The following is an 18,460-nucleotide window of genomic DNA, read 5'->3' as shown; positions in this document are numbered from 1 at the left end:
ATGACCGAAGCCTGGCGGAAGGCGAGCCAATCACGATGCTGAAACCATCGACTGGAGAGCCGTGTGCGGGAGAACCGCACGCACGGTTCGGAGGGCGGGGAGGCTAAGCCTTCCCGACCCCTATCAGACGGGGAGTGGTGCCCCCCATGTGGCGGATACCTGCCCTGTGGGAGCGCAGATTTTCTGCGCGATTGGCGCCGCAGGCGCCCCGGCGGAGACCGCCAACGTCGCAGGGCACCGCCAGCGCCCCGCGGAGCCCAGCTCCCACAGGGCGGCGCCGCTTGATGTGGAGCCTTCAGCGTCTGTTGACATGGAGCCTTCAGCGTTTCTTGACGTAGAGCCCCACCATGCATAGCGCCACGCCGGCCACCGAGAGCAGCATGCCGCCGTTGACCAGCCAGGGATGGCGGTCGAGCCAGGAGACGAAGGGCTGCGGCGTGTCGCGGCAGACGCCCTCGAGGTAGTCCCAGTAGCCGCCGGACAGGGTGCATTCGCGCACGTCCCCCAGCTCCCAGAAGTAGACGCCCATCAGCACCAGGATGGGGGCGATCAACAGCAGCAGTCCGAGTCTCAACATTCGTTTTCCGGGTCAGGGGAGTGGCGTGACGCTGGCGACGAGCCCTTCAGGGGCGCGGGCAGTTGGGCTGGCGCCCCGCCTGGCGGGCCTGATCAAAGCGAGCCAGGGCGCTGTCCATCTGCGCCTGCAGGCCGCCCACGCGCTGGCCGTGGCTGGGGTGGGTGGACATCCAGGCCGGGGGCCGGGCGCCGCCGGCCGCGCTCATGTTGTCCCACAGCGCCAGGCTCGCCCGCGGGTCGAACCCGGCGTCGGCCATGATCTGCAGGCCGACCACGTCGGCCTCGCTCTCGTGACGGCGCGAGAAGGGCAGCAGGATGCCGTACTGGGCGCCGATACCGAGTGCCCCCATCATCTGCTGGCCGGCGGGGCCCTGCATCCCCGAAGCGGAGCCCAGCACCGAGAGACCGAGCTGGGTGGCCGACTGGGTCGAGACCCGCTCGTTGGCATGGCGGGCCAGCACGTGGGCCATCTCATGGCCGATCACCGCGGCGAGCTGGTCCTGGTTCTCGGCGATCTCGAGCAGGCCGGTGTTGACGCCCATGTAGCCGCCGGGCAGGGCGAAGGCGTTGGCCTGGTCAGACTCGAAGACGCGGATCTGCCAGTTCTGGTCACGGTCGCGGCCGGAGAGGGTGTCGACCAGCGCGCCGGCCACGCACTGGGCGTAGCGCTGCGCGGCGTCGCCGGCCGCGGGCAGGTCCTGCTGGTACTGCTCGAAGGCCTGGCGACCCATCTGGTTGAGCTGGTCGTCGGAGACCAGGGTGAGCTGCTGTCGCCCGGTGGGTGAGGTGGTGCAGGCGGTCAGGGCGATACTCAGGGTGCCGATGGCGAGGCAGTGCATCCAGCGCATGGGGGTCTCCTGTGACCAAGCTCCAGTATCCAGGTTTCTATGACCCTGGACGGGGCGTGACGGTTCGCCACAAGATACCCGTAACGCCTGCCAGGTCAACATTGTCCTGCCACATTACGAGCCGATGAGGAGAGCGTCATGGATGCGGAGCTGTCGCGCCGCCTGCTGCACCTGCTGGATCATGTCGAACACTGGCTACCGCCGCCCCCTCAGGAGGTCGACTGGGCGCGGGACATTGCCGCCCTGTGGCAGCGCCATACCCTGGGTGGGCGGCTGTTGCCGGTACCGCCCCGGGACGCCCTGGGCCTGGACGACCTGCTCGGCATCGAGCGCCAGAAGCTGGCGCTGGTCGACAACACCCGCGCCTTCCTCCAGGGGCTGCCGGCCAACCATGCCCTGCTGTGGGGCTCGCGGGGCAGCGGCAAGTCGTCGCTGATCCGCGCCCTGCTCAATGCCCTGGCGCCGGAGGGCCTGCGCCTGGTGCAGGTCGATCGCCACGACCTCGCCGGCCTGCCGCTGCTGGTGGCCCTGCTGCGCGATCAGCCGCACCGCTTCGTGGTCTACTGCGACGACCTCTCCTTCGAGGGCCACGACGACGCCTACAAGGCGCTCAAGAGCGTGCTCGACGGTGCCCTGACCGGGCCGCCGGAGAACGTGCTGCTCTACGCCACCTCCAACCGCCGCCACCTGCTGCCCGAGTCGATGAGCGACAACGAGGGCTCGCGCCTGGTCGGCGACGAGCTCCACCACGGCGACGCCGTGGAGGAGAAGATCTCGCTGTCGGATCGCTTCGGCCTGTGGCTCGGTTTCCATCCCTTCAACCAGGATGTCTACCTGGAGGCGTGCTGCCACTGGGTCACCCAGCTCGGCACGGCTGCCGACTGGAATCGCGAGGCCCGTGCCGAGGCGATCCGTTTCGCCACCCTGCGCGGCGGACGCAGCGGCCGGGTCGCCTGGCAGTTCGCCTGCCAGTGGGTCGGCCAGCAGCGCTTGCGAGACCGTTCCCGAGCCCAGGAGCGCCAGTGAGAGCAGACGCCCAGGCGATGAACCCGTGCCCTGCTGGCAAGCTTCCCGGCCGGGGGGCGTGGGGCGGCGATCGAAGCCCTCGTGAGAGGTCCGCATGACCAATCGATGGCGACCCCTGGTGGCGTATGTCGCGGCCGTGCTGGACGCCACCCTGCTCGGGTCGATCGTGCAGACCCAGTTCAACCTGGCGGCGCTGTCGGCCCTGGGGGCCGAGATCTCGTTCTCCACGCGCCTGGCGACGACCGGCCAGGACCTGCTGGGGTTCACACCGCTGTATGGCAGCCTCGTCGCCCTCATGATGCTGGGGGCCATGCCGGTGGCCTCCCTGGTGACGCGCCGGCTGGGCACCGGCGCCTGGCCGATTCATGCGCTGGCGGCGGCGCTCGGGCTATGGGGCATGCTGTCGATCGTCGATGCCTTGGCGCCCATGCCGACCCTGATCGCGGCCACTCGTAGCCTGGAGGGGACCCTGGCGATGATGGCGACGGCCGCCCTGGGCGGTTGGGGCTATGCCATCCTGGCGTATCTGGACTGGGACGGGACCTCCGGGTGACCCCGCAGAGGAGTGCAACATGCGTCGATTCGGTCGTGTCCTGCTGGCCACCGTCGGCCTGTCGGCCGGTACCCTGGCGCTTGCCGTGGACTACCGGATCGAGACCCTGGCCGAGGGGCTCGATCATCCCTGGTCGCTGGCCTTCCTGCCCGGGGGCGGCATGCTGGTCACCGAGCGCGTCGGGCGGCTGCGCCTGATCGGTGCCGACGGCAGGCTGCGCGAGGCGCCCATTGCGGGGGTGCCCGAGGTCTTCGTCGGTGGCCAGGCGGGGTTGTTCGAGGTGGCGCTGGCGCCGGATCATCCCGACAGTCGGTGGGTATACCTGAGCTACGCCTGTGGCACGCGTGCCGCCAACTCGACCTGCCTGGATCGCGCCCGCTTCGATGGCCGGCGGCTGGTCGATCGCGAGACGCTGTTTCGCGCCGAGCCGGCCAAGCACGGACGCTCCCACTACGGTGGCCGTCTGACCTTCCTGCCGGACGATACCCTGGTACTGGGGTTGGGCGATGGCTTCGACTATCGCGAACAGGCCCAGCACCCGGGCAACCACCTCGGCGGCCTGGTCCGCTTGAACCCCGATGGCTCGGTGCCCGACGACAACCCCTTCGTCGATGACAGCGAAGCGCGAGCGGAGCTCTACAGCATCGGCCATCGCAATATTCAGGGGGTCGTCTTCGACGAGGCACTCGGTGAGCTGCTCATTCACGAGCATGGCCCGCGGGGCGGTGACGAACTCAATCGCATCCTTCCCGGCGCCAACTATGGCTGGCCACTGGTCACGCACGGCGTCGACTATACCGGCGCGCGGGTCACGCCCTTCACCGAACTGCCGGGGTTCGAGTCGCCCTTGCTGCACTGGACGCCTTCCATCGCTCCCTCGGGCCTGGCCCTGTACGACGGAGAGCGCTTTCCCGAGTGGCGGGGCGACCTGTTCGTCGCGGCGCTGGCCGCCCGCCAGGTGCGCCGCCTGATCCGCGAGGCGGGCGAGATCGTGGGGCAGGAGGCGCTGTTCACGGAGCTCGACAAGCGGATCCGCGACGTCCGCAGCGGGCCGGATGGCGCCCTCTACCTGTTGACCGACAGCGCCGAGGGGCGGGTGCTGCGTGTGGTGCCGGCCCCCTGAGGCAGGTGGCGGCGGATCAGCGCTGGGGAGTCAACTCGCCATCCTCGCCCACCGCGAAGCGAAGCGTCGGCGTCCACAGGCCGGCGGGCAGCGTCATGCCCAGCCCGCGCAGATCTCCCGGCGTGATCGCCAGCTCGCTGCCGGCGGGCAGTTCGCCACGGCTGGCGAGCTGGGTCGCCAGCTCGACCATCGGGGCGAGGCGGGTGCGGTCGGTGGCCAGCGCGTCGAAGGCGACCGGCAGGCGCAGCTTGGTGTCGTCGGCCGAGGTGAGGGTGACCTCCTCCTGGTAGTCGCCGCTGACCACCTCGGCGCCGGGCACGTCCAGGGTCCAGCGGAAGCCGGACATCTCCACCGCCGGCATGCCGACGGGCAACGCCAGGCCCATGGCCAGGGTGGCCTGCACCGGGAGGCTGCCCATGCCCAGGCTGGAGGCGATCAGCGAGGTGATGTCGCTGGTGTCGAGGCCGGCCTGGATCGAGTAGGGGCCGATGCGGACGTCCTCGACGCCGAGCGAGGTGATCGCCAGGCGGAAGGCGAACAGGCCGGTCTGGGGGATCGCCAGGCAGCCGCCGAGCAGTGCCGCCAGGCAGAGCGGGGCGAGCAGGCGCCAGCGGCGCGGCAAGAGACGGGTGAGCATCATGGGGTTCTCCGGGGACAGCATCGGTGCTGCATTGCAGCGAGAAGCGTATTTCAGGGTTGCCGGGCCTTGCTGTCAAGGCGTCGTGTGCCCTGTCGGCTCGCCCGGAAAGGGAAACTGTCGGCCCGCAACGACAGCGCCCGGCCCGTCGTCGATGACGGGCCGGGCGGGCGATAGGGGGAAGCGGCGGAATCGGCTCAGCGGCGGCTCTTGCGCGCCTCGCGGGTGCGGCCCAGCTCGCGCTTCTTGGCCTTCTCCTTGTCGCTGGCCCCGGCCATGCTGTCGAAGGGGTTCTTGCCCGAGCGGAACTCGAAGCGCAGCGGCGTGCCGCGCACCTTGAGCACCTTGCGGAAGGTGTTGGTCAGGTAGCGGCGATAGGCCTCGGGCAGCGAGCCCGTCTGGTTGCCGTGGACCACGATGATCGGCGGGTTGCTGCCGCCCTGGTGGGCCATGCGCAGCTTGATCCGCCGGCCGTTGACCAGCGGTGGCTGGTGCTGTTCCACCGCGTCCTGGAGGATGGTGGTCAGGCGGTTGGTCGACCAGTGGCTGTTGGCCGAGGCGAAGGCGCGCTCGATGGAAGGGTAGAGGTCGCCCACCCCGGTGCCGTGCAGCGCCGAGATGAAGTGCAGCTCGGCGTAGTCGGCGAAGCCCAGGCGGCGCTTGATCTCGGCGCGCATCTTCTCCTTGGCCTCGTGTTCCAGGCCGTCCCACTTGTTGACCGCCAGCACCAGGGCGCGGCCGCTGGTCAGCACATAGTCGAGCAGGTGCAGGTCCTGCTCGACCAGGCCGCTGCGCGCATCCAGCACCATGACCGCGACATGGCACTCCTTGATCGCCTCCAGCGTCTTGATGATCGAGAACTTCTCGGCGATCTCGCGGACGTTCTTGCGTCGCCTGACCCCGGCGGTATCCACCAGCACGTAGGGCTTGCCACGGCGCTCGAAGGGGATCTCGATGGCATCGCGGGTGGTGCCGGCCTCGTCGAACACCACCACCCGCTCCTCGCCGAGCAGGCGGTTGACCAGGGTCGACTTGCCCACGTTGGGGCGGCCGATCACGCCGATGCGGATGCCCTTGGTGCCGGTATCGGCCGGGATGCTCTCGTCGCGCTCGGGGAAGGGCGTGAGCACCTCCTCGATCAGCGCGGTGACGTTGCGGCCGTGGGCGGCGGCGATGGGGTGCGGGTCGCCGAGCCCGAGCTGCCAGAAGTCGGCCATGGCGGCATGCTCTTCCAGACCGTCGGTCTTGTTGACCACCAGCCAGGTCTTCTTCTGGTTGACCCGCAGATGGTTGGCGATGGCCTCGTCGGCGACGTTGAGGCCGGCGCGGGCGTCGACCATGAACAGCACGATGTCGGCCTCGTCGATGGCCTGCAGCGACTGCTCGGCCATGACCGCGTCGATGCCTGCCTCGTCACCGCTGATGCCGCCGGTATCGATCACCGTGTAGGCCTTGCCGCCGAGCACGCCGTTGCCGTACTTGCGATCGCGGGTGAGCCCCGGGAAGTCCGCCACCAGGGCGTCCCGGGTGCGGGTCAGGCGGTTGAAGAGGGTCGACTTGCCCACGTTGGGGCGGCCGACCAGGGCGATCACGGGGGTCATTGGCGGATATCCAGGGCCTCGAGGCGGCCGTCGTTGGCCAGCACGTGGATGCGGCGGCCCTCGGTGAGCGGACGCACGCTGATGCCCGAGCGGTCGACGCGGGTGCGGCCGACCAGCTCGCCACTGCGCGCCTCGATCAGGTGGAGGTAGCCCTCGAAGTCGCCGAACACCAGGCGGCCGTCGGCGAAGGCCGGGGCGGTGAGGCGGCGGCCCTCCAGGGCCTCGTTGCGCCAGATCTCGTCGCCGCTGTTGGCGTCCAGGGCGAGCACGTGGCTGGCCTCGTTGACGGTGAACAGGAAGTCGCCGACCAGGATCGGGGTCAGGTAGCTGGAGTGCTCGCGCTCCCACAGCACCTCGCCCTGGGTGGCCTCGAGGGCGGCCAGGCGGCCGTTGTAGCTGGTCACGAACAGGCGGCCGTCCGGGGTCAGCACCGGCTGTCCGGCCAGGTCGACCAGCCGGTCGATGTCGCTGCGGCCCTGGGGCACGGCGACCCGCATGTCCCACAGCGGCTGGCCGCTGCGATTGTCCAGGGTCACCAGGCGGCCGTTGGGCAGGCCGACGAAGGTGACCGGGTCGATCACCATGGGCGTGCCGGTGCCGCGCAGGGTCAGCGACGGGCGGGTGGCACTGTAGGTCCACAGTTCCTGGCCGTTGGCCCGGTTCAGCGCGGTGACGCTGCCGTCGACGCTCTGCACCACCAGCAACTGCTGGCTGGGCTGCGGGGCGGCCAGCACCTCGCTGGGTACCCGGGTGCGCCAGACGATCTCGCCATCGCGCTGGTCGATGGCCAGCACCTCGCCGTTGCGCGTGCCCAGGTAGACCTGGCCCGCCACGGCGGTGAGCCCGCTGGAGACGGGCACCGCGAGGTCGACGTCCCAGTGGGTATCGCCGTCATCGGCGTCCAGGGCCATCAGGCGGCCGCGCTCGTCGGCGGCGAAGACGGTATCGCCATCACGGGCCGGGGCGATGGGATAGGTCGCGCGGCCGAGGCCGCGGCCGACCCGCTCGCGCCAGGCGGTGCTCAGGCTGACGCTCTCGTCGAAACGCTGGAGATCCTTGGGCGGATACTGCGGTTCCACCTTGCTGGCACAGCCGACCAGCAGGGCGAGGCTCGCGACAGCGGCGATCAGGAGAGTCGGTTTCATAGCGTGGCCTCGTCATGACCCAGGTTGTCGAGCTTGAGCTGGACGCCATAGAGCGACTGGTCGCGCTCCTCGGCGAGCCCCAGTGCCTCGTTCCATGCCTCACGGGCCTCGTCCTCGCGGCCCAGGGCGTGGTAGGCGTCGCCGCGCACGTCGGCGCGCTGGGCGGCCAGGGCCTCGGGCACCCCGGCATCGAGGGTGGCGAGCGCGGCCTCGGCATCGCCATCGGCGACCTGCAACCGGGCCAGCCGCAGCCGTGCCAGGCCCTGCACATAGTCGCGGGAGCTGGCGTCGATCACGCCTTCCAGGGCGCTGCGCGCCGCGGCCTGATCGCCCTGGCTCACGGCCAGCCGGGCATCGACCAGGCGAGCCAGGTCGGCATAGAGCGTCCGGCCGTGGTTGTCGGTGATCTCCACCACCAGGGCACGGGCCTCATCGATGCTGGCGTCGTCGAGTTCGCCGCCGGCGGTCAGGTTGATCAGCTGCTGATAGCGCATGGAGGCGGCCTGGGCCTGGTTCTCCTGGTAGTTCTGCCAGGCGTTCCAGCCGAATACGCCGGCGGCGGCGATGGCGACCCCGGCGATCAGCGAGGTGCCGTTCTCCTTCCACCAGCGCTTGATCGCGTCAAGCTGCTCTTCTTCGGTTCTCAGCTCCGCCACGGGCGGTCTCCTCTGTCCTGGGTCGGTTCCAGGCCCCGGGGCATCGGGGCGGGATCCTGGAGTGGATCGGCATCGGGATCCTGAATTGAGTCGGTATCGGGATCCTGAATTGAGTCGGCATCGGGATTCCGAATGGAGGTCAGGCGTGATCGCCGGCCAGCAGGGCTGTCAGGGTGGCGGTGAGCTCCGTCTGGGGCAGGCTCAGCTGCTCGCGCTCCTCGCGCAGGAACTTCAGCGTCGCCCTGCCCTCGGCCAGCTCGTCCTCGCCCAGCAGCAGCGCCAGGCGGGCGCCGCTGCGATCGGCCTTCTTGATGCGGCTCTTGAAGCTGCCGCCGCCGCAGTGCAGCTGGGCGCGCAACCCGGGCAGGTCGCCGCGCAGCCGCTCGCCGAGCAGCAGGGCGGCGCGCGCGGCGCCGTCGTCCATCGGCAGTAGGTAGAGGTCCAGTTCACCGCGGGCGGCGTCGGGCACCAGCTCCAGGGTCTCGAGCAGCAGGATCAGCCGCTCGATACCCATGGCGAAACCGACCGCCGGGGTCGGCTTGCCGCCGAGCTGCTCCACCAGGCCGTCGTAGCGACCGCCGGCACAGACGGTACCCTGGCTGCCGAGTGCCGTGGTGGTCCACTCGAAGACGGTACGGCCGTAGTAGTCGAGACCGCGCACCAGGCGCGGGTTGATCTCGTAGGCGATGCCGGCGGCGTCGAGCAGTGCGGTGAGCTGCTCGAAGTGCTCGCGGGAGGCGTCGTCGAGGTGATCCAGCAGTTGCGGTGCGCCGGCGAGCATCTCGGCCATGTCGGGATTCTTGGAGTCGAGGATGCGCAGCGGGTTGCTCGACAGGCGCCGGCGGGAGTCCTCGTCGAGCAGCGCGTGGTGGCGCTCGAAGTAGGCCACCAGCAGGTCGCGATAGGCGGCCCGGGCCTCGCTGGAGCCCAGGGAGTTGAGCTCCAGGGTGACGTGCTCGAAGAGCCCCAGCTGCTGCCACAGGCGGGCCGAGAGCAGGATCACTTCGGCGTCGATGTCGGGGCCGTCGAGACCGAAGGCCTCCACGCCGACCTGGTGGAACTGCCGGTAGCGGCCCTTCTGGGGGCGCTCGTGGCGGAACATCGGGCCCTGGTACCAGAGCCGCTGGGTCTGGTTGTGCAGCAGCCCGTGCTCCATGGCGGCGCGCACGCAGCTCGCGGTGCCCTCGGGGCGCAGGGTCAGGCTATCGCCGTTGCGGTCCTCGAAGGTGTACATCTCCTTCTCGACGATGTCGGTGACCTCACCGATGGAGCGGGCGAACAGCGCGGTCTGCTCGACGATGGGGGTGCGGATCTCGTCGTAGCCGTAGCGCTGCATCAGCGTGCGCACCTGCCCCTCGAAGTACTGCCACAGGGCCGACTGGCCGGGCAGCAGGTCGTTCATGCCACGAATGGCCTGGATTCTCTTGGTTGGCGCTTTACTGCTCACTTGGGGCTTGCTCAACACTGGCTCCTTGGTTTTTCGCCCAGCTCACTGGCCGCGGGCGATCACGTCCTGTTCGGCCTGCTGCTTCTCGCGGACCTTGTCGCGGATCAGCCGCTCCAGGTCGTCGACCAGGTGGTCGTTGCGCAACTTGCTGGCCGGCTTGCCGTCGATGTAGACGAGGTTCGCGGGGCTGCCGCCGGTGAGGCCGATCTCGACCTCCTTCGCCTCGCCCGGGCCGTTGACCACGCAGCCGATCACCGAGACGTCGAGCGGGGTCATGACGTCCTCGAGGCGTTCCTCCAGGGCGTTCATGGTCCCGATCACGTCGAAATTCTGGCGCGAACAGCTCGGGCAGGCGATGAAATTGATGCCCTTGCTGCGCAGGCGCAGGCTCTTGAGCATGTCGTAGCCGACCTTGACCTCTTCCACCGGGTCGGCGGCCAGCGAGACGCGGATGGTGTCGCCGATACCGTCCATCAGCAGCATGCCGAGCCCGATCGACGACTTGACGGTGCCCGAGCGCAGCCCGCCGGCCTCGGTGATGCCGAGGTGCAGCGGCTGCTCGATCAGGGTGGCCAGCCGGCGATAGGCGGCCACCGCCATGAACACGTCGGAGGCCTTGACGCTGACCTTGAAGTCCGGGAAGTCGAGGCGGTCGAGATGATCGATATGGCGCATGGCGGATTCCACCAGCGCCTCGGGCGTCGGTTCGCCGTACTTCTTCTGCAGGTCCTTCTCCAGCGAGCCGGCGTTGACGCCGATGCGGATCGGGATGCCGTTGTCCCGCGCGGCGCTGACCACGGCCTTGACCCGATCCTCGCGGCCGATATTGCCGGGGTTGATGCGCAGGCAGTCGACGCCAAGCTCGGCGACGCGCAGGGCGATCTTGTAGTCGAAGTGGATGTCGGCCACCAAGGGCACCTCCACCTCGCGCTTGATGCGGCCGAAGGCCTCGGCGGCATCCATGTCGGGCACCGAGACGCGCACGATGTCGGCGCCGGCGGCCTCGAGCCGGCGGATCTGGGCCACGGTGGCGGCCACGTCCAGGGTATCGGTGTTGGTCATGCTCTGCACGGAGATGGGGGCATCGCCGCCGACCGCTACCTTGCCGACGTGGATCTGGCGTGACTGGCGTCTCTTGATGGGGGACTGTGCGTGCATGGTGACGAAATCACTCTCCCAGGGTGAAGCGGGCGACGTTGTTGGCACCGGCGCGTGCGCCGAGGTCGACGGGTTCGCCGCGCCAGACGAGCTCGACGCCGGTGGCGTTGCCCACGGTCAGCCGAAACGGCGGTTCGCCTTCGACGCTTGCCGTGGTGCCGGGTTCCTGGAGACCGACGAAGACGCGTTGGTTGTTGGCGTCGAAGATCTCGGTCCAGGACTGCTCGTTGAAGGTCAGCTCCAGTCGCCGCGGGTCGGCGGCGGCCATCGCCGGGGGGGCCTCGGGCTCGGGTTCGGTCGGCTGGGCCTCGGTGGCTTCCTCGACCAGCGTCTCCTGCTCGGCGGCGTCGGGCGCGGTGCGGGCGGCGGCGATGATATGGGCCGGGCCGGCGTCGACCTCATCGATCGGGGCTTCGCCGATGGCCTCGGGGTCCTCGACCAGCCCCAGGTCGCTCTCCTCCTCGGGCAGCGGCGGGAGGCTGCCGACCTCGCCCGCTTCTTCGGCGCTGGCTGCCTCGCCGGGGGTGGGGACCTCGCCACCCTCGGTGATGGTGGTGCTGCCGTCGAGGCTGTCCACCGATACCGGGCCGCTGTCGCTGACGCCGGGGGGTTCGTTGCCGCCACGGCTCTGCCACCACAGCAGGGTCAGGCCGATCAGGCCGGCGATCACGAGCAGGGTGACCAGCCGGAACAGCCAGGCACCGAGGCGTGACGGCGGGCGGGTGACATGCACCGGGGTCACCTTGCGCTCCTGCTCCTCGTTGCCGAAGCGCGCCCGGTAGGCCTCGAGGACCGGGCGGTCGTCGATCCCCAGCAGATGGGCATAGGAGCGCAGGTAGCCGCGCCGATAGGCGGCGACGGGGACCTCCTCGTAGTTGTCCTCCTCGAGCCCCTGGATCACCGCCGGGCGCAGGTTCAGGGACTCGGCGACCTCTTCCCGGGAAAGGCCCTGCGACTCGCGCTCACGCTTGAGCTGTTGGCCCGGTGAGTCCGTGAAGCTGACGTCGGCGTCGTCGGTGATATGGGTGTCGCTCATGGCTGAGCATCCTTCGTCAAGAATCGGTGGTCAGGGTGCGCCATTGGCAGCGTCCAGTTGCTCGGAGTAGAAGGCGGCGGCCGCCCGGTCGCCCTCGGCCCGGGCGATGTCGCGGGCCAGGCGGAGCGCCTCGGGGGGGGTGCCGGCCAGGCGCATGAAGCCTTCGAGCTGGTTCCGGGCGCGGGCGTGGTTGCCCTGGGCATGTTCGAGTTCGGCCAGCGTGAAGTAGCTGCGCGCGCTGCGTGGGTCGATCGCCTGGGCGCGGGCGAGACTGGCCCGGGCGGCCTCGAGGTCGCCGAGTTCACGCCGGCACTGGCCCAGGTTGGCGAACAGCTGGGCCCGACTGGCATATTGGGTGTCCCGGGTGGCCCGTTCGAGCTGGTCGCAGGCCTCGCGGATACGGCCACGATCATACAGGAAGGCCGCATAGTTGTTGCGTGCCCGGGTGAAGTCGGGGGCGGCGTCGAGGACGCGCCGGAAGGTCTCGTCGGCGAGCTCGCTCTCCCCCTGGCGTTGGTAGACCATGGCCATGGCCTGCAGGGCCTCGGCGTCGTTGGGCGCCATCTGCAGCGCCCGATCCAGCGAACTCATGGCGCGCTGCAGGTTGCCGCGCTCGAGGTAGGCGATACCCAGTTGGGTATAGGCCGCGGCGGGGCTCTCCGCGCCCTCGCTGGACGGACCCGCCTGGGTGGCACAGCCAGCCAGCCACAGCGACCCCAGCAGGACGGCGATGGCGGGAGCCTGCGTGAGTCCGGGCAAGCGTGAGCGGCGAATCATGGCGTCCTCTCGATAGTGGGCACGAGTCCACCGGTGGCGTTTCGCGCGCGAGCCGCCGCCGGTGGGGGTAAAGGCTTGTCCATCAAAGCGCCGAGCCCGGTTGAAGTCAAGGTGACCCCCGGTTCAGTCGGCGTCGATCTGGATCGACCGGATATAGCGTTCGTGACGCTTGGTGCGATCCTTGACGCGCCCCACCAATTGGCCGCAGGCGGCATCGATGTCATCGCCGCGGGTGGTGCGGATCGGTGCCGTGTATCCCAACTCGTACAGCCACTGCTGGAAGCGCATCGTCTGGTTGCGCGACGGCTTCTCGTAACCCGAGTGGGGAAAGGGGTTGAACGGGATCAGGTTGATCTTGCACGGCAACTCCTTCAGCAGGGCGGCGAGCTGCTCGGCGTGTTCCTGCTGGTCGTTGACGTCCTTGATCAGGGTGTACTCGATGGTGACCATCCGGGTGTCGTCGCATTTGCCCAGATAGCGGTGACAGGCATCCAGCAGGGTGCGGATGTTGTACTTGCGGTTGAGCGGCACCAGCTCGTTGCGCAGCTCGTCGGTGGCCGCGTGCAGCGAGATGGCCAGGCTCACGTCGAGCTCGTCGCCGAGCCGGTCGAGCATCGGCACCACCCCGGAGGTGGAGAGGGTGACGCGACGCTTGGAGAGGCCGTAGCCGTCGTCGTCGAGCATCAGCTTCATCGCCGGCACGACGTTGTCGTAGTTCATCAGCGGCTCGCCCATGCCCATCATCACCACGTTGGTGACCGGACGGTTGGCGGTGTCCTTGCGCGGGCCGACGCTGCGTTGGGCCACCCACACCTGGCCGATGATCTCGGCGGCGGTGAGGTTGCGCTGGAACCCCTGCTTGCCGGTGGAGCAGAAGCTGCAGTCCAGCGAGCAGCCGACCTGGGAGGAGACACAGAGGGTGCGGCGCTTGCCGTTGTCGGCGGGGATCAGCACCGTCTCCACGTAGCTGCCGTCCTCGACCTCGAGCACCCACTTGCGGGTGCCGTCGCTCGAGGAGCCCTCATAGACCACACCGGGACCGCGGATTTCGGCCACCTCGGCCAGGCGAGCTCGCAGTGCCTTGGACAGGTTGGTCATGGCCGCGAAGTCGTCGCAGCCCTCGTGATGGATCCACTTCATCACCTGGGCGGCGCGGAATTTCTTCTCGCCGATGGAGAGGAAGAAGTGCTCCATCTCCTCGCGAGAGAGGCCGAGCAGGTTGGTGCGTTGGGGAGCGGTTGTAGTGGTCATGGCATCGGGGCGTCGAGGGGGCAGAGGGCGGGGGCGATATCACCCCCGCTGGAAGCGCCGTGGGGAGGGCTCCCCTCAGCGCGGGCAGATCTCTTCAGCGCTGAAGAAGTAGGCCACTTCGCGCTCGGCGGATTCCGGCGAGTCGGAGCCATGGACGGCGTTGGCGTCGATGGACTCGGCGAAGTCGGCGCGGATGGTGCCGGCCTCGGCTTCCTTGGGGTTGGTGGCCCCCATCAGCTCGCGGTTGGCGACGACGGCGTTCTCGCCTTCGAGCACCTGTACCACCACCGGACCGGAGGTCATGAAGCCGACCAGATCGTTGAAGAAGGGACGCTCCTTGTGCTCGGCGTAGAAGCCTTCGGCCTGCTCGCGGGTGAGACGCAGCATCTTGGCGGCGACGACCTGGAGGCCGGCCTTCTCGAAGCGGGAAACGATCTCGCCGATCGCGTTCTTGGCGACGGCATCGGGCTTGATGATGGACAGGGTGCGCTGGGTGGCCATGGGGCGTGTCTCCAGTTGGGCAGGGTGGTTGACCTGGGTGTCGATGGATAGCGCCGCGCCGCCCCGTGAGCTCCGGTAGCGAGAGCAGGGGCGGCGCGGCGAATCGGATGGTACGGCCGGCGGTCCGGCGGCTCGGCGAGTTCGCCGACTGGGCGGGGATTATACCGGCTGAGGCCCTCGTTGAACAATCGTCGAGCCGCTAGACGCTGAAGCTCTCGCCGCAGCCGCACTGGTCCTTGACGTTGGGGTTGTTGAAGCGGAAGTAGCGGTTGAGGCCTTCGTTGACGTAGTCGACCTCGCTGCCGTCGAGCATCTCCAGTGCCTCCGGGGCGACGAAGACGGTCACGCCGTGCTCCTCGAAGACGGTGTCGTCGTCGGCATCGTCGTCGGCGAAGTCGAGCACGTAGCTGTAGCCGGAGCAGCCGCTCGGCTTGACCGAGACCCGCAGCCCCAGGCCGTGGCCGCGCTCGTCGAGAACCCGGCGGATCTGGTCGGCGGCGGCGGTGGTGATCGAAATATGCGCCATGGTCTTGCTCCTGCACGGGTGAATGGTCAGATCGCCTGGCGGCGAAGGCCCTCGAGGGCGTGGGTCAGGGCCTGCAGCGCCCGGTCGATATCGGCCTCGGTGGTGAAGCGGCCGAAGCTGAAACGCAACGAGGCCAGTGCCAGGGGGCGCGGTACGCCGATGCCCTTCAATACATAGGACGGCTCGACGCTCGCCGAGTTGCAGGCCGAGCCGGTGGACAGTGCGATGTCGCGCAGCGCCATCAGCAGGGACTCACCGTCGACCCCGGCGAAGGCCAGGTTGAGGATGTTGGGTACCGCCACGGCGGTGTCGGTGTTGCGGTGGATGCCGGCGATCCCGTCGAGTCCTGCCAGCAGGCGGTCGCGCAGGGCGGCGATGCGGGCCTGGTCGGCGTCGCCCTCGGCGGCGGCGAGGGCGAAGGCCTCGCCCATGCCGACGATCTGGTGGGTGGCCAGGGTGCCGGAACGCATGCCGCGTTCGTGGCCGCCGCCATGGATCAGTGCCTCCAGGCGAATGTCGGGGCTGCGCCGTACATAGAGGGCGCCGATGCCCTTGGGGCCGTAGACCTTGTGCCCCGAGAGCGACATCAGGTCGATGCCCAGCCGCTCGACATCTAGCGGGATGCGTCCCACCGCCTGGGCGGCGTCGACGTGGAACACCGCCCCGCCGGCATGGACGACCTCGGCGAGTGTCGCCAGGTCGTGAATGCAGCCGAGCTCGTTGTTCACCGCCATCAGCGAGACCAGCACGGTGTCGGGGCGCAGCGCCTCGCGCAACTGGTCGGGCGTCACCCGACCGTCGCGGCCGGGGGCGAGCCAGGTGACCTCGAAGCCCTCGGCCTCCAGGGCGTGAGCGGTGTCCACCACCGCCTTGTGCTCGATGCGGGAGGTCACCAGGTGGCGGCCCCGGGCGCGGTTGGCACGCATGAAGCCGATCAGCGCCAGGTTGTCGGCCTCGGTGGCGCCGCTGGTCCAGACGATCTCGCGGGGATCGGCACCGAGCACGTCGGCGACCTGGCGGCGCGCGCCCTCGACGGCCTGCTCCGCCTGCCAGCCCGGCATGTGGCTGCGCGACGCCGGGTTGGCGAAGATGCCGTCGAGGGTCAGGTGACGGCTCATCGCCTCGGCGACCCGCGGGTCGACGGGCGTGGTGGCGGCGTAATCGAGGTAGACGGGTGTGGTCATGGGTGGACGGCTGCGCTCATGGCTTGCGGTGATGACGAGATCGGAAGCGGACGCCCGAGGTCTCAGGGCGACGACACCAGGATGCCGTCGTTGTCCTGCCGGCGACGCTGGCGACTGGCGATGCCCTGCACCTCCCGACGCTCGGCCAGCTGCTCCAGGGTGACGCCGTCGAGGAAGCCGTGAATATGCTCCGACAGCTCACACCACAGGTGGTGGGTCAGGCAGGTGTCGCCCTGCTGGCAGTCGGAGAGCCCGCCGCAGCGGGTGGCATCCACCGATTCGTCGACCGCATCGATCACCCGGGCCACCGAGATGGCCGCGGCAGGCTGCGCCAGCAGATAGCCGCCGCCGGGGCCCCGCACGCTCTCCACCAGCCGGGCGCGGCGCAGGCGGGCGAACAGCTGCTCGAGGTAGGAGAGCGAGATCTCCTGCCGCCGCGAGATGTCGGCGAGGCAGATGGGGCCCTCCTCGGCATTCAGCGCCAGGTCGAGCATGGCAGTAACGGCGTAGCGTCCCTTGGTGGTCAGGCGCATGCGGATCGATACCTCGGCGCCGACACAGGGTCGGGGGTCGATGGCTCGGGGGCGTCTCCCGGCAGGGGAAACGTCACGGACGAGGGGGCATTATGGTAAAGACCGAGTGCCGGGGTCAACCATTGCCGTGGCGCTTCTCGGGCGGTGCCTCGTCTTCCTGGCGCTCCTCCTCGTGTTGCCGTTCCTGATCGGGGGGCGGGCAGCAGCTGTCCACGTCGGCGAGGATGTCGGCGAAGTCCTCGTCGCGCAGTTCGGGGAGCTTGCCCTCGCGATAGCTGGCGTCGAGCTTGCGCAGCGTGCCGCACATGCGCTCGATGCGTTCGTCCACGGCGTGCATGTGATCGAGCATCGCCTGGATCGAGCGGGCCACGGGATCGGGCATGTCCTGGCTGATGCCGTAGGCGTCGAAGCCGAACTTGCGGTGCATCGCCTCGCGCCGTGCCGGGTCGACCTCGAGGGCCTCCTCGACGTCCGGGTCGACGCGCTGGACGACCTTGCCCGGGATGCCCACCACGGTGGCGCCGGCGGGCACCTCCTTGGTGACCACGGCGTTGGAACCGACCTTGGCCCCGGCGCCGACGGTGAAGGGGCCGAGTATCTTGGCCCCGGCGCCGACGATCACGCCGTCCTCGAGGGTCGGGTGACGCTTGCCCTTGTTCCAGCTGGTGCCACCCAGGGTCACGCCCTGGTAGAGGGTGACGTCGTCGCCGACCTCGGCGGTTTCGCCGATCACCACGCCCATGCCATGGTCGATGAAGAAGCGTCGGCCGATGGACGCCCCGGGGTGGATCTCGATGCCGGTCAGCCAGCGGGAGAAGGTCGAGAGGCTACGGGCGAGCCACTTCAGGCGCTTCTGCCACAGCCAGTGGGCGAAGCGGTGGAGCAGCAGGGCATGTAGCCCCGGGTAGTTGGTCAGCACTTCCAGGAAATTGCGTGCCGCGGGGTCGCGGGCGAATACGCTGTTGATGTCCTCGCGCAGATGTTGAAACATGCAGCGGTCCTTGGGTGGCGGAGGGGCGCACGGCAAGCGCCGGGGGTTCCTCCATATTGGGGGCGGCCGCCGGCGGCTTCAAGCCGGCGGCGGCGGCTCGCCGTTGCCGCTCGGCTTTCCGCTGCTCACCTGCTTCTCGGTGGCGGAGAGAATCCCGCGCAGGATATTGAGCTCCATGCGCTCGGGGCGGCTGCGCAGGATGAGGCGGCGCAGCCGTGCCATCAGCTGGCGCGGCATCGCCGGGTCGTGGAAGCCGATGGCGATCAGGGTACGCTCGAGGTGGGCGAAGTAGTGCTCCAGCTCCTCGTGGGTGGCCAGCGGCTGGGGCGGTTCCGCGTCGCTCTCGCCGCCCTCCTGCTGCGCCAACCAGGCCAGGCGACACTCGTAGCTCAGCACCTGGACCGCGGTGGCCAGGTTCAGCGAGCTGAACGCCGGGTTGGCGGGAATGTGCACATGGGCATGGCAGCGCTGCAGCTCGGCATTGGAGAGGCCGCTGTCCTCGCGGCCGAAGACCAGGGCGATGCGGGATTCGGGAGTCGCCAGTTCCGCGGGCAGCCGTTCGCCCAGCTCGCGGGGCGTGATCATCGGCCAGGGCAGGGTGCGCGAGCGGGCGCTGGCGCCGACCACCAGGGTGCAGTCGGCCACCGCCTGCTCCAGGCTCTCGAGCGTGCGGGCGCAGTGAACGATGTGATCGGCTCCCGAGGCCCGGGAGATGGTGTCCGCGGTGAGTGGTTCGCAGCGTGGCGCCACCAGGGCCAGGTCGGAGAGCCCCATGTTGTGCATGGCGCGGGCGGTGCCGCCGATGTTGCCGGGGTGGCTGGTGCCGATCAGGACGATGCGGATGCGCTCGAGCATGTGAGAGAACCGTTGGGGCAGCTGGAAACGAAGGAG

Annotated in this window: 20 protein-coding genes; 3 read left to right on the top strand and 17 right to left on the bottom strand. The window is 69.3% G+C overall.

Annotated features, from left to right (window positions below):
• Positions 1-319 precede the first annotated feature (319 nt).
• Positions 320-577 carry a hypothetical protein gene (locus AC5W54_RS17025; protein WP_495963290.1) on the bottom strand — a complete coding sequence of 86 codons (258 nt, stop codon included), beginning with the start codon at positions 575-577 and terminating at the stop codon, positions 320-322.
• 46 nt (positions 578-623) lie between these two features.
• Complete coding sequence (locus tag AC5W54_RS17020; RefSeq protein ID WP_495963289.1) at positions 624-1,424, bottom strand: M48 family metallopeptidase; 801 nt, start codon at positions 1,422-1,424, stop codon at positions 624-626.
• 138 nt (positions 1,425-1,562) lie between these two features.
• Between AC5W54_RS17020 and AC5W54_RS17015 the strand changes: the two genes are divergently transcribed.
• The 3 genes from AC5W54_RS17015 (at position 1,563) to AC5W54_RS17005 (ending at position 4,126) form a co-directional block, all read left to right on the top strand.
• Entirely contained in the window at positions 1,563-2,450 is an 888-nt protein-coding gene (locus AC5W54_RS17015; RefSeq protein ID WP_495963288.1) for an ATP-binding protein, read from the top strand.
• Positions 2,451-2,544: 94 nt separating this feature from the next.
• On the top strand, positions 2,545-3,003 hold the full coding sequence (locus AC5W54_RS17010) for a hypothetical protein (protein WP_495963287.1): 459 nt from the start codon (positions 2,545-2,547) through the stop codon (positions 3,001-3,003).
• A gap of 19 nt (positions 3,004-3,022) precedes the next feature.
• A complete protein-coding gene (locus tag AC5W54_RS17005) occupies positions 3,023-4,126 on the top strand; it encodes a PQQ-dependent sugar dehydrogenase (protein ID WP_495963286.1) in 1,104 nt (367 codons plus the stop codon).
• 16 nt (positions 4,127-4,142) lie between these two features.
• On the opposite strand, the gene AC5W54_RS17000 is transcribed toward AC5W54_RS17005, so the two are convergent.
• The 15 genes from AC5W54_RS17000 to trmJ form a co-directional block, all read right to left on the bottom strand.
• On the bottom strand, positions 4,143-4,766 hold the full coding sequence (locus AC5W54_RS17000) for a hypothetical protein (protein ID WP_495963285.1): 624 nt from the start codon (positions 4,764-4,766) through the stop codon (positions 4,143-4,145).
• 194 nt (positions 4,767-4,960) lie between these two features.
• On the bottom strand, positions 4,961-6,364 hold the full coding sequence (gene der / locus AC5W54_RS16995) for a ribosome biogenesis GTPase Der (protein ID WP_495963284.1): 1,404 nt from the start codon (positions 6,362-6,364) through the stop codon (positions 4,961-4,963).
• Positions 6,361-7,509, bottom strand: a complete 1,149-nt coding sequence (gene bamB / locus AC5W54_RS16990; protein WP_495963283.1) for an outer membrane protein assembly factor BamB — start codon at positions 7,507-7,509, stop codon at positions 6,361-6,363. The genes der and bamB overlap by 4 nt, the downstream gene beginning before the upstream one ends.
• Entirely contained in the window at positions 7,506-8,165 is a 660-nt protein-coding gene (locus AC5W54_RS16985; RefSeq protein ID WP_495963282.1) for a YfgM family protein, read from the bottom strand. The genes bamB and AC5W54_RS16985 overlap by 4 nt, the downstream gene beginning before the upstream one ends.
• Positions 8,166-8,304: 139 nt before the next feature.
• Positions 8,305-9,627, bottom strand: coding sequence for a histidine--tRNA ligase (gene hisS, locus AC5W54_RS16980; protein ID WP_495963281.1), 1,323 nt, complete (start codon positions 9,625-9,627; stop codon positions 8,305-8,307).
• Positions 9,628-9,654: 27 nt separating this feature from the next.
• A complete protein-coding gene (ispG, locus tag AC5W54_RS16975) occupies positions 9,655-10,770 on the bottom strand; it encodes a flavodoxin-dependent (E)-4-hydroxy-3-methylbut-2-enyl-diphosphate synthase (protein WP_495963280.1) in 1,116 nt (371 codons plus the stop codon).
• Between the two features lie 10 nt (positions 10,771-10,780).
• The gene (locus AC5W54_RS16970) at positions 10,781-11,806 is read right to left on the bottom strand and encodes a RodZ domain-containing protein (protein WP_495963279.1); all 1,026 of its coding nucleotides are present in this window, start codon (positions 11,804-11,806) and stop codon (positions 10,781-10,783) included.
• Between the two features lie 30 nt (positions 11,807-11,836).
• The gene (gene pilW / locus AC5W54_RS16965) at positions 11,837-12,583 is read right to left on the bottom strand and encodes a type IV pilus biogenesis/stability protein PilW (RefSeq protein WP_495963278.1); all 747 of its coding nucleotides are present in this window, start codon (positions 12,581-12,583) and stop codon (positions 11,837-11,839) included.
• Between the two features lie 123 nt (positions 12,584-12,706).
• Positions 12,707-13,834: a dual-specificity RNA methyltransferase RlmN gene (gene rlmN / locus AC5W54_RS16960; RefSeq protein ID WP_495963277.1), complete on the bottom strand. Its 1,128-nt coding sequence runs from the start codon at positions 13,832-13,834 to the stop codon at positions 12,707-12,709.
• Positions 13,835-13,909: 75 nt separating this feature from the next.
• Entirely contained in the window at positions 13,910-14,335 is a 426-nt protein-coding gene (gene ndk / locus AC5W54_RS16955; RefSeq protein ID WP_495963276.1) for a nucleoside-diphosphate kinase, read from the bottom strand.
• A 199-nt stretch (positions 14,336-14,534) separates the two neighbouring features.
• A complete protein-coding gene (locus AC5W54_RS16950) occupies positions 14,535-14,861 on the bottom strand; it encodes a HesB/IscA family protein (protein ID WP_495963275.1) in 327 nt (108 codons plus the stop codon).
• Positions 14,862-14,887: 26 nt separating this feature from the next.
• Complete coding sequence (locus AC5W54_RS16945) at positions 14,888-16,045, bottom strand: aminotransferase class V-fold PLP-dependent enzyme (protein ID WP_495963274.1); 1,158 nt, start codon at positions 16,043-16,045, stop codon at positions 14,888-14,890.
• 62 nt (positions 16,046-16,107) lie between these two features.
• On the bottom strand, positions 16,108-16,578 hold the full coding sequence (iscR, locus tag AC5W54_RS16940; RefSeq protein ID WP_495963273.1) for a Fe-S cluster assembly transcriptional regulator IscR: 471 nt from the start codon (positions 16,576-16,578) through the stop codon (positions 16,108-16,110).
• 115 nt (positions 16,579-16,693) lie between these two features.
• Positions 16,694-17,569 (bottom strand): serine O-acetyltransferase, encoded by an 876-nt coding sequence (gene cysE / locus AC5W54_RS16935; protein WP_495963272.1) that lies wholly within the window; start codon positions 17,567-17,569, stop codon positions 16,694-16,696.
• A gap of 78 nt (positions 17,570-17,647) precedes the next feature.
• Positions 17,648-18,424 carry a tRNA (cytosine(32)/uridine(32)-2'-O)-methyltransferase TrmJ gene (gene trmJ / locus AC5W54_RS16930; RefSeq protein WP_495963271.1) on the bottom strand — a complete coding sequence of 259 codons (777 nt, stop codon included), beginning with the start codon at positions 18,422-18,424 and terminating at the stop codon, positions 17,648-17,650.
• Positions 18,425-18,460: the final 36 nt, after the last annotated feature.

The organism is Halomonas sp. LMYGS-3 (assembly GCF_059509875.1).
The sequence above is the reverse complement of the archived record's forward strand: the minus strand, read 5'-3'. Positions and strand labels throughout refer to the sequence as shown.

Excerpts from the sequence above, each read along its gene's own strand:
- pilW (WP_495963278.1), bottom strand. The coding sequence starts at position 12,583 with ATGATTCGCCGCTCACGCTTGCCCGGACTCACGCAGGCTCCCGCCATC.
- cysE (WP_495963272.1), bottom strand. The coding sequence starts at position 17,569 with ATGTTTCAACATCTGCGCGAGGACATCAACAGCGTATTCGCCCGCGAC.
- AC5W54_RS17005 (WP_495963286.1), top strand. The coding sequence starts at position 3,023 with ATGCGTCGATTCGGTCGTGTCCTGCTGGCCACCGTCGGCCTGTCGGCC.
- bamB (WP_495963283.1), bottom strand. The coding sequence starts at position 7,509 with ATGAAACCGACTCTCCTGATCGCCGCTGTCGCGAGCCTCGCCCTGCTG.
- AC5W54_RS17015 (WP_495963288.1), top strand. The coding sequence starts at position 1,563 with ATGGATGCGGAGCTGTCGCGCCGCCTGCTGCACCTGCTGGATCATGTC.
- AC5W54_RS17025 (WP_495963290.1), bottom strand. The coding sequence starts at position 577 with ATGTTGAGACTCGGACTGCTGCTGTTGATCGCCCCCATCCTGGTGCTG.
- iscR (WP_495963273.1), bottom strand. The coding sequence starts at position 16,578 with ATGCGCCTGACCACCAAGGGACGCTACGCCGTTACTGCCATGCTCGAC.
- AC5W54_RS17010 (WP_495963287.1), top strand. The coding sequence starts at position 2,545 with ATGACCAATCGATGGCGACCCCTGGTGGCGTATGTCGCGGCCGTGCTG.
- rlmN (WP_495963277.1), bottom strand. The coding sequence starts at position 13,834 with ATGACCACTACAACCGCTCCCCAACGCACCAACCTGCTCGGCCTCTCT.
- AC5W54_RS16945 (WP_495963274.1), bottom strand. The coding sequence starts at position 16,045 with ATGACCACACCCGTCTACCTCGATTACGCCGCCACCACGCCCGTCGAC.
- trmJ (WP_495963271.1), bottom strand. The coding sequence starts at position 18,424 with ATGCTCGAGCGCATCCGCATCGTCCTGATCGGCACCAGCCACCCCGGC.
- AC5W54_RS16970 (WP_495963279.1), bottom strand. The coding sequence starts at position 11,806 with ATGAGCGACACCCATATCACCGACGACGCCGACGTCAGCTTCACGGAC.
- AC5W54_RS16950 (WP_495963275.1), bottom strand. The coding sequence starts at position 14,861 with ATGGCGCATATTTCGATCACCACCGCCGCCGCCGACCAGATCCGCCGG.
- AC5W54_RS17000 (WP_495963285.1), bottom strand. The coding sequence starts at position 4,766 with ATGATGCTCACCCGTCTCTTGCCGCGCCGCTGGCGCCTGCTCGCCCCG.
- AC5W54_RS17020 (WP_495963289.1), bottom strand. The coding sequence starts at position 1,424 with ATGCGCTGGATGCACTGCCTCGCCATCGGCACCCTGAGTATCGCCCTG.
- ndk (WP_495963276.1), bottom strand. The coding sequence starts at position 14,335 with ATGGCCACCCAGCGCACCCTGTCCATCATCAAGCCCGATGCCGTCGCC.
- ispG (WP_495963280.1), bottom strand. The coding sequence starts at position 10,770 with ATGCACGCACAGTCCCCCATCAAGAGACGCCAGTCACGCCAGATCCAC.
- der (WP_495963284.1), bottom strand. The coding sequence starts at position 6,364 with ATGACCCCCGTGATCGCCCTGGTCGGCCGCCCCAACGTGGGCAAGTCG.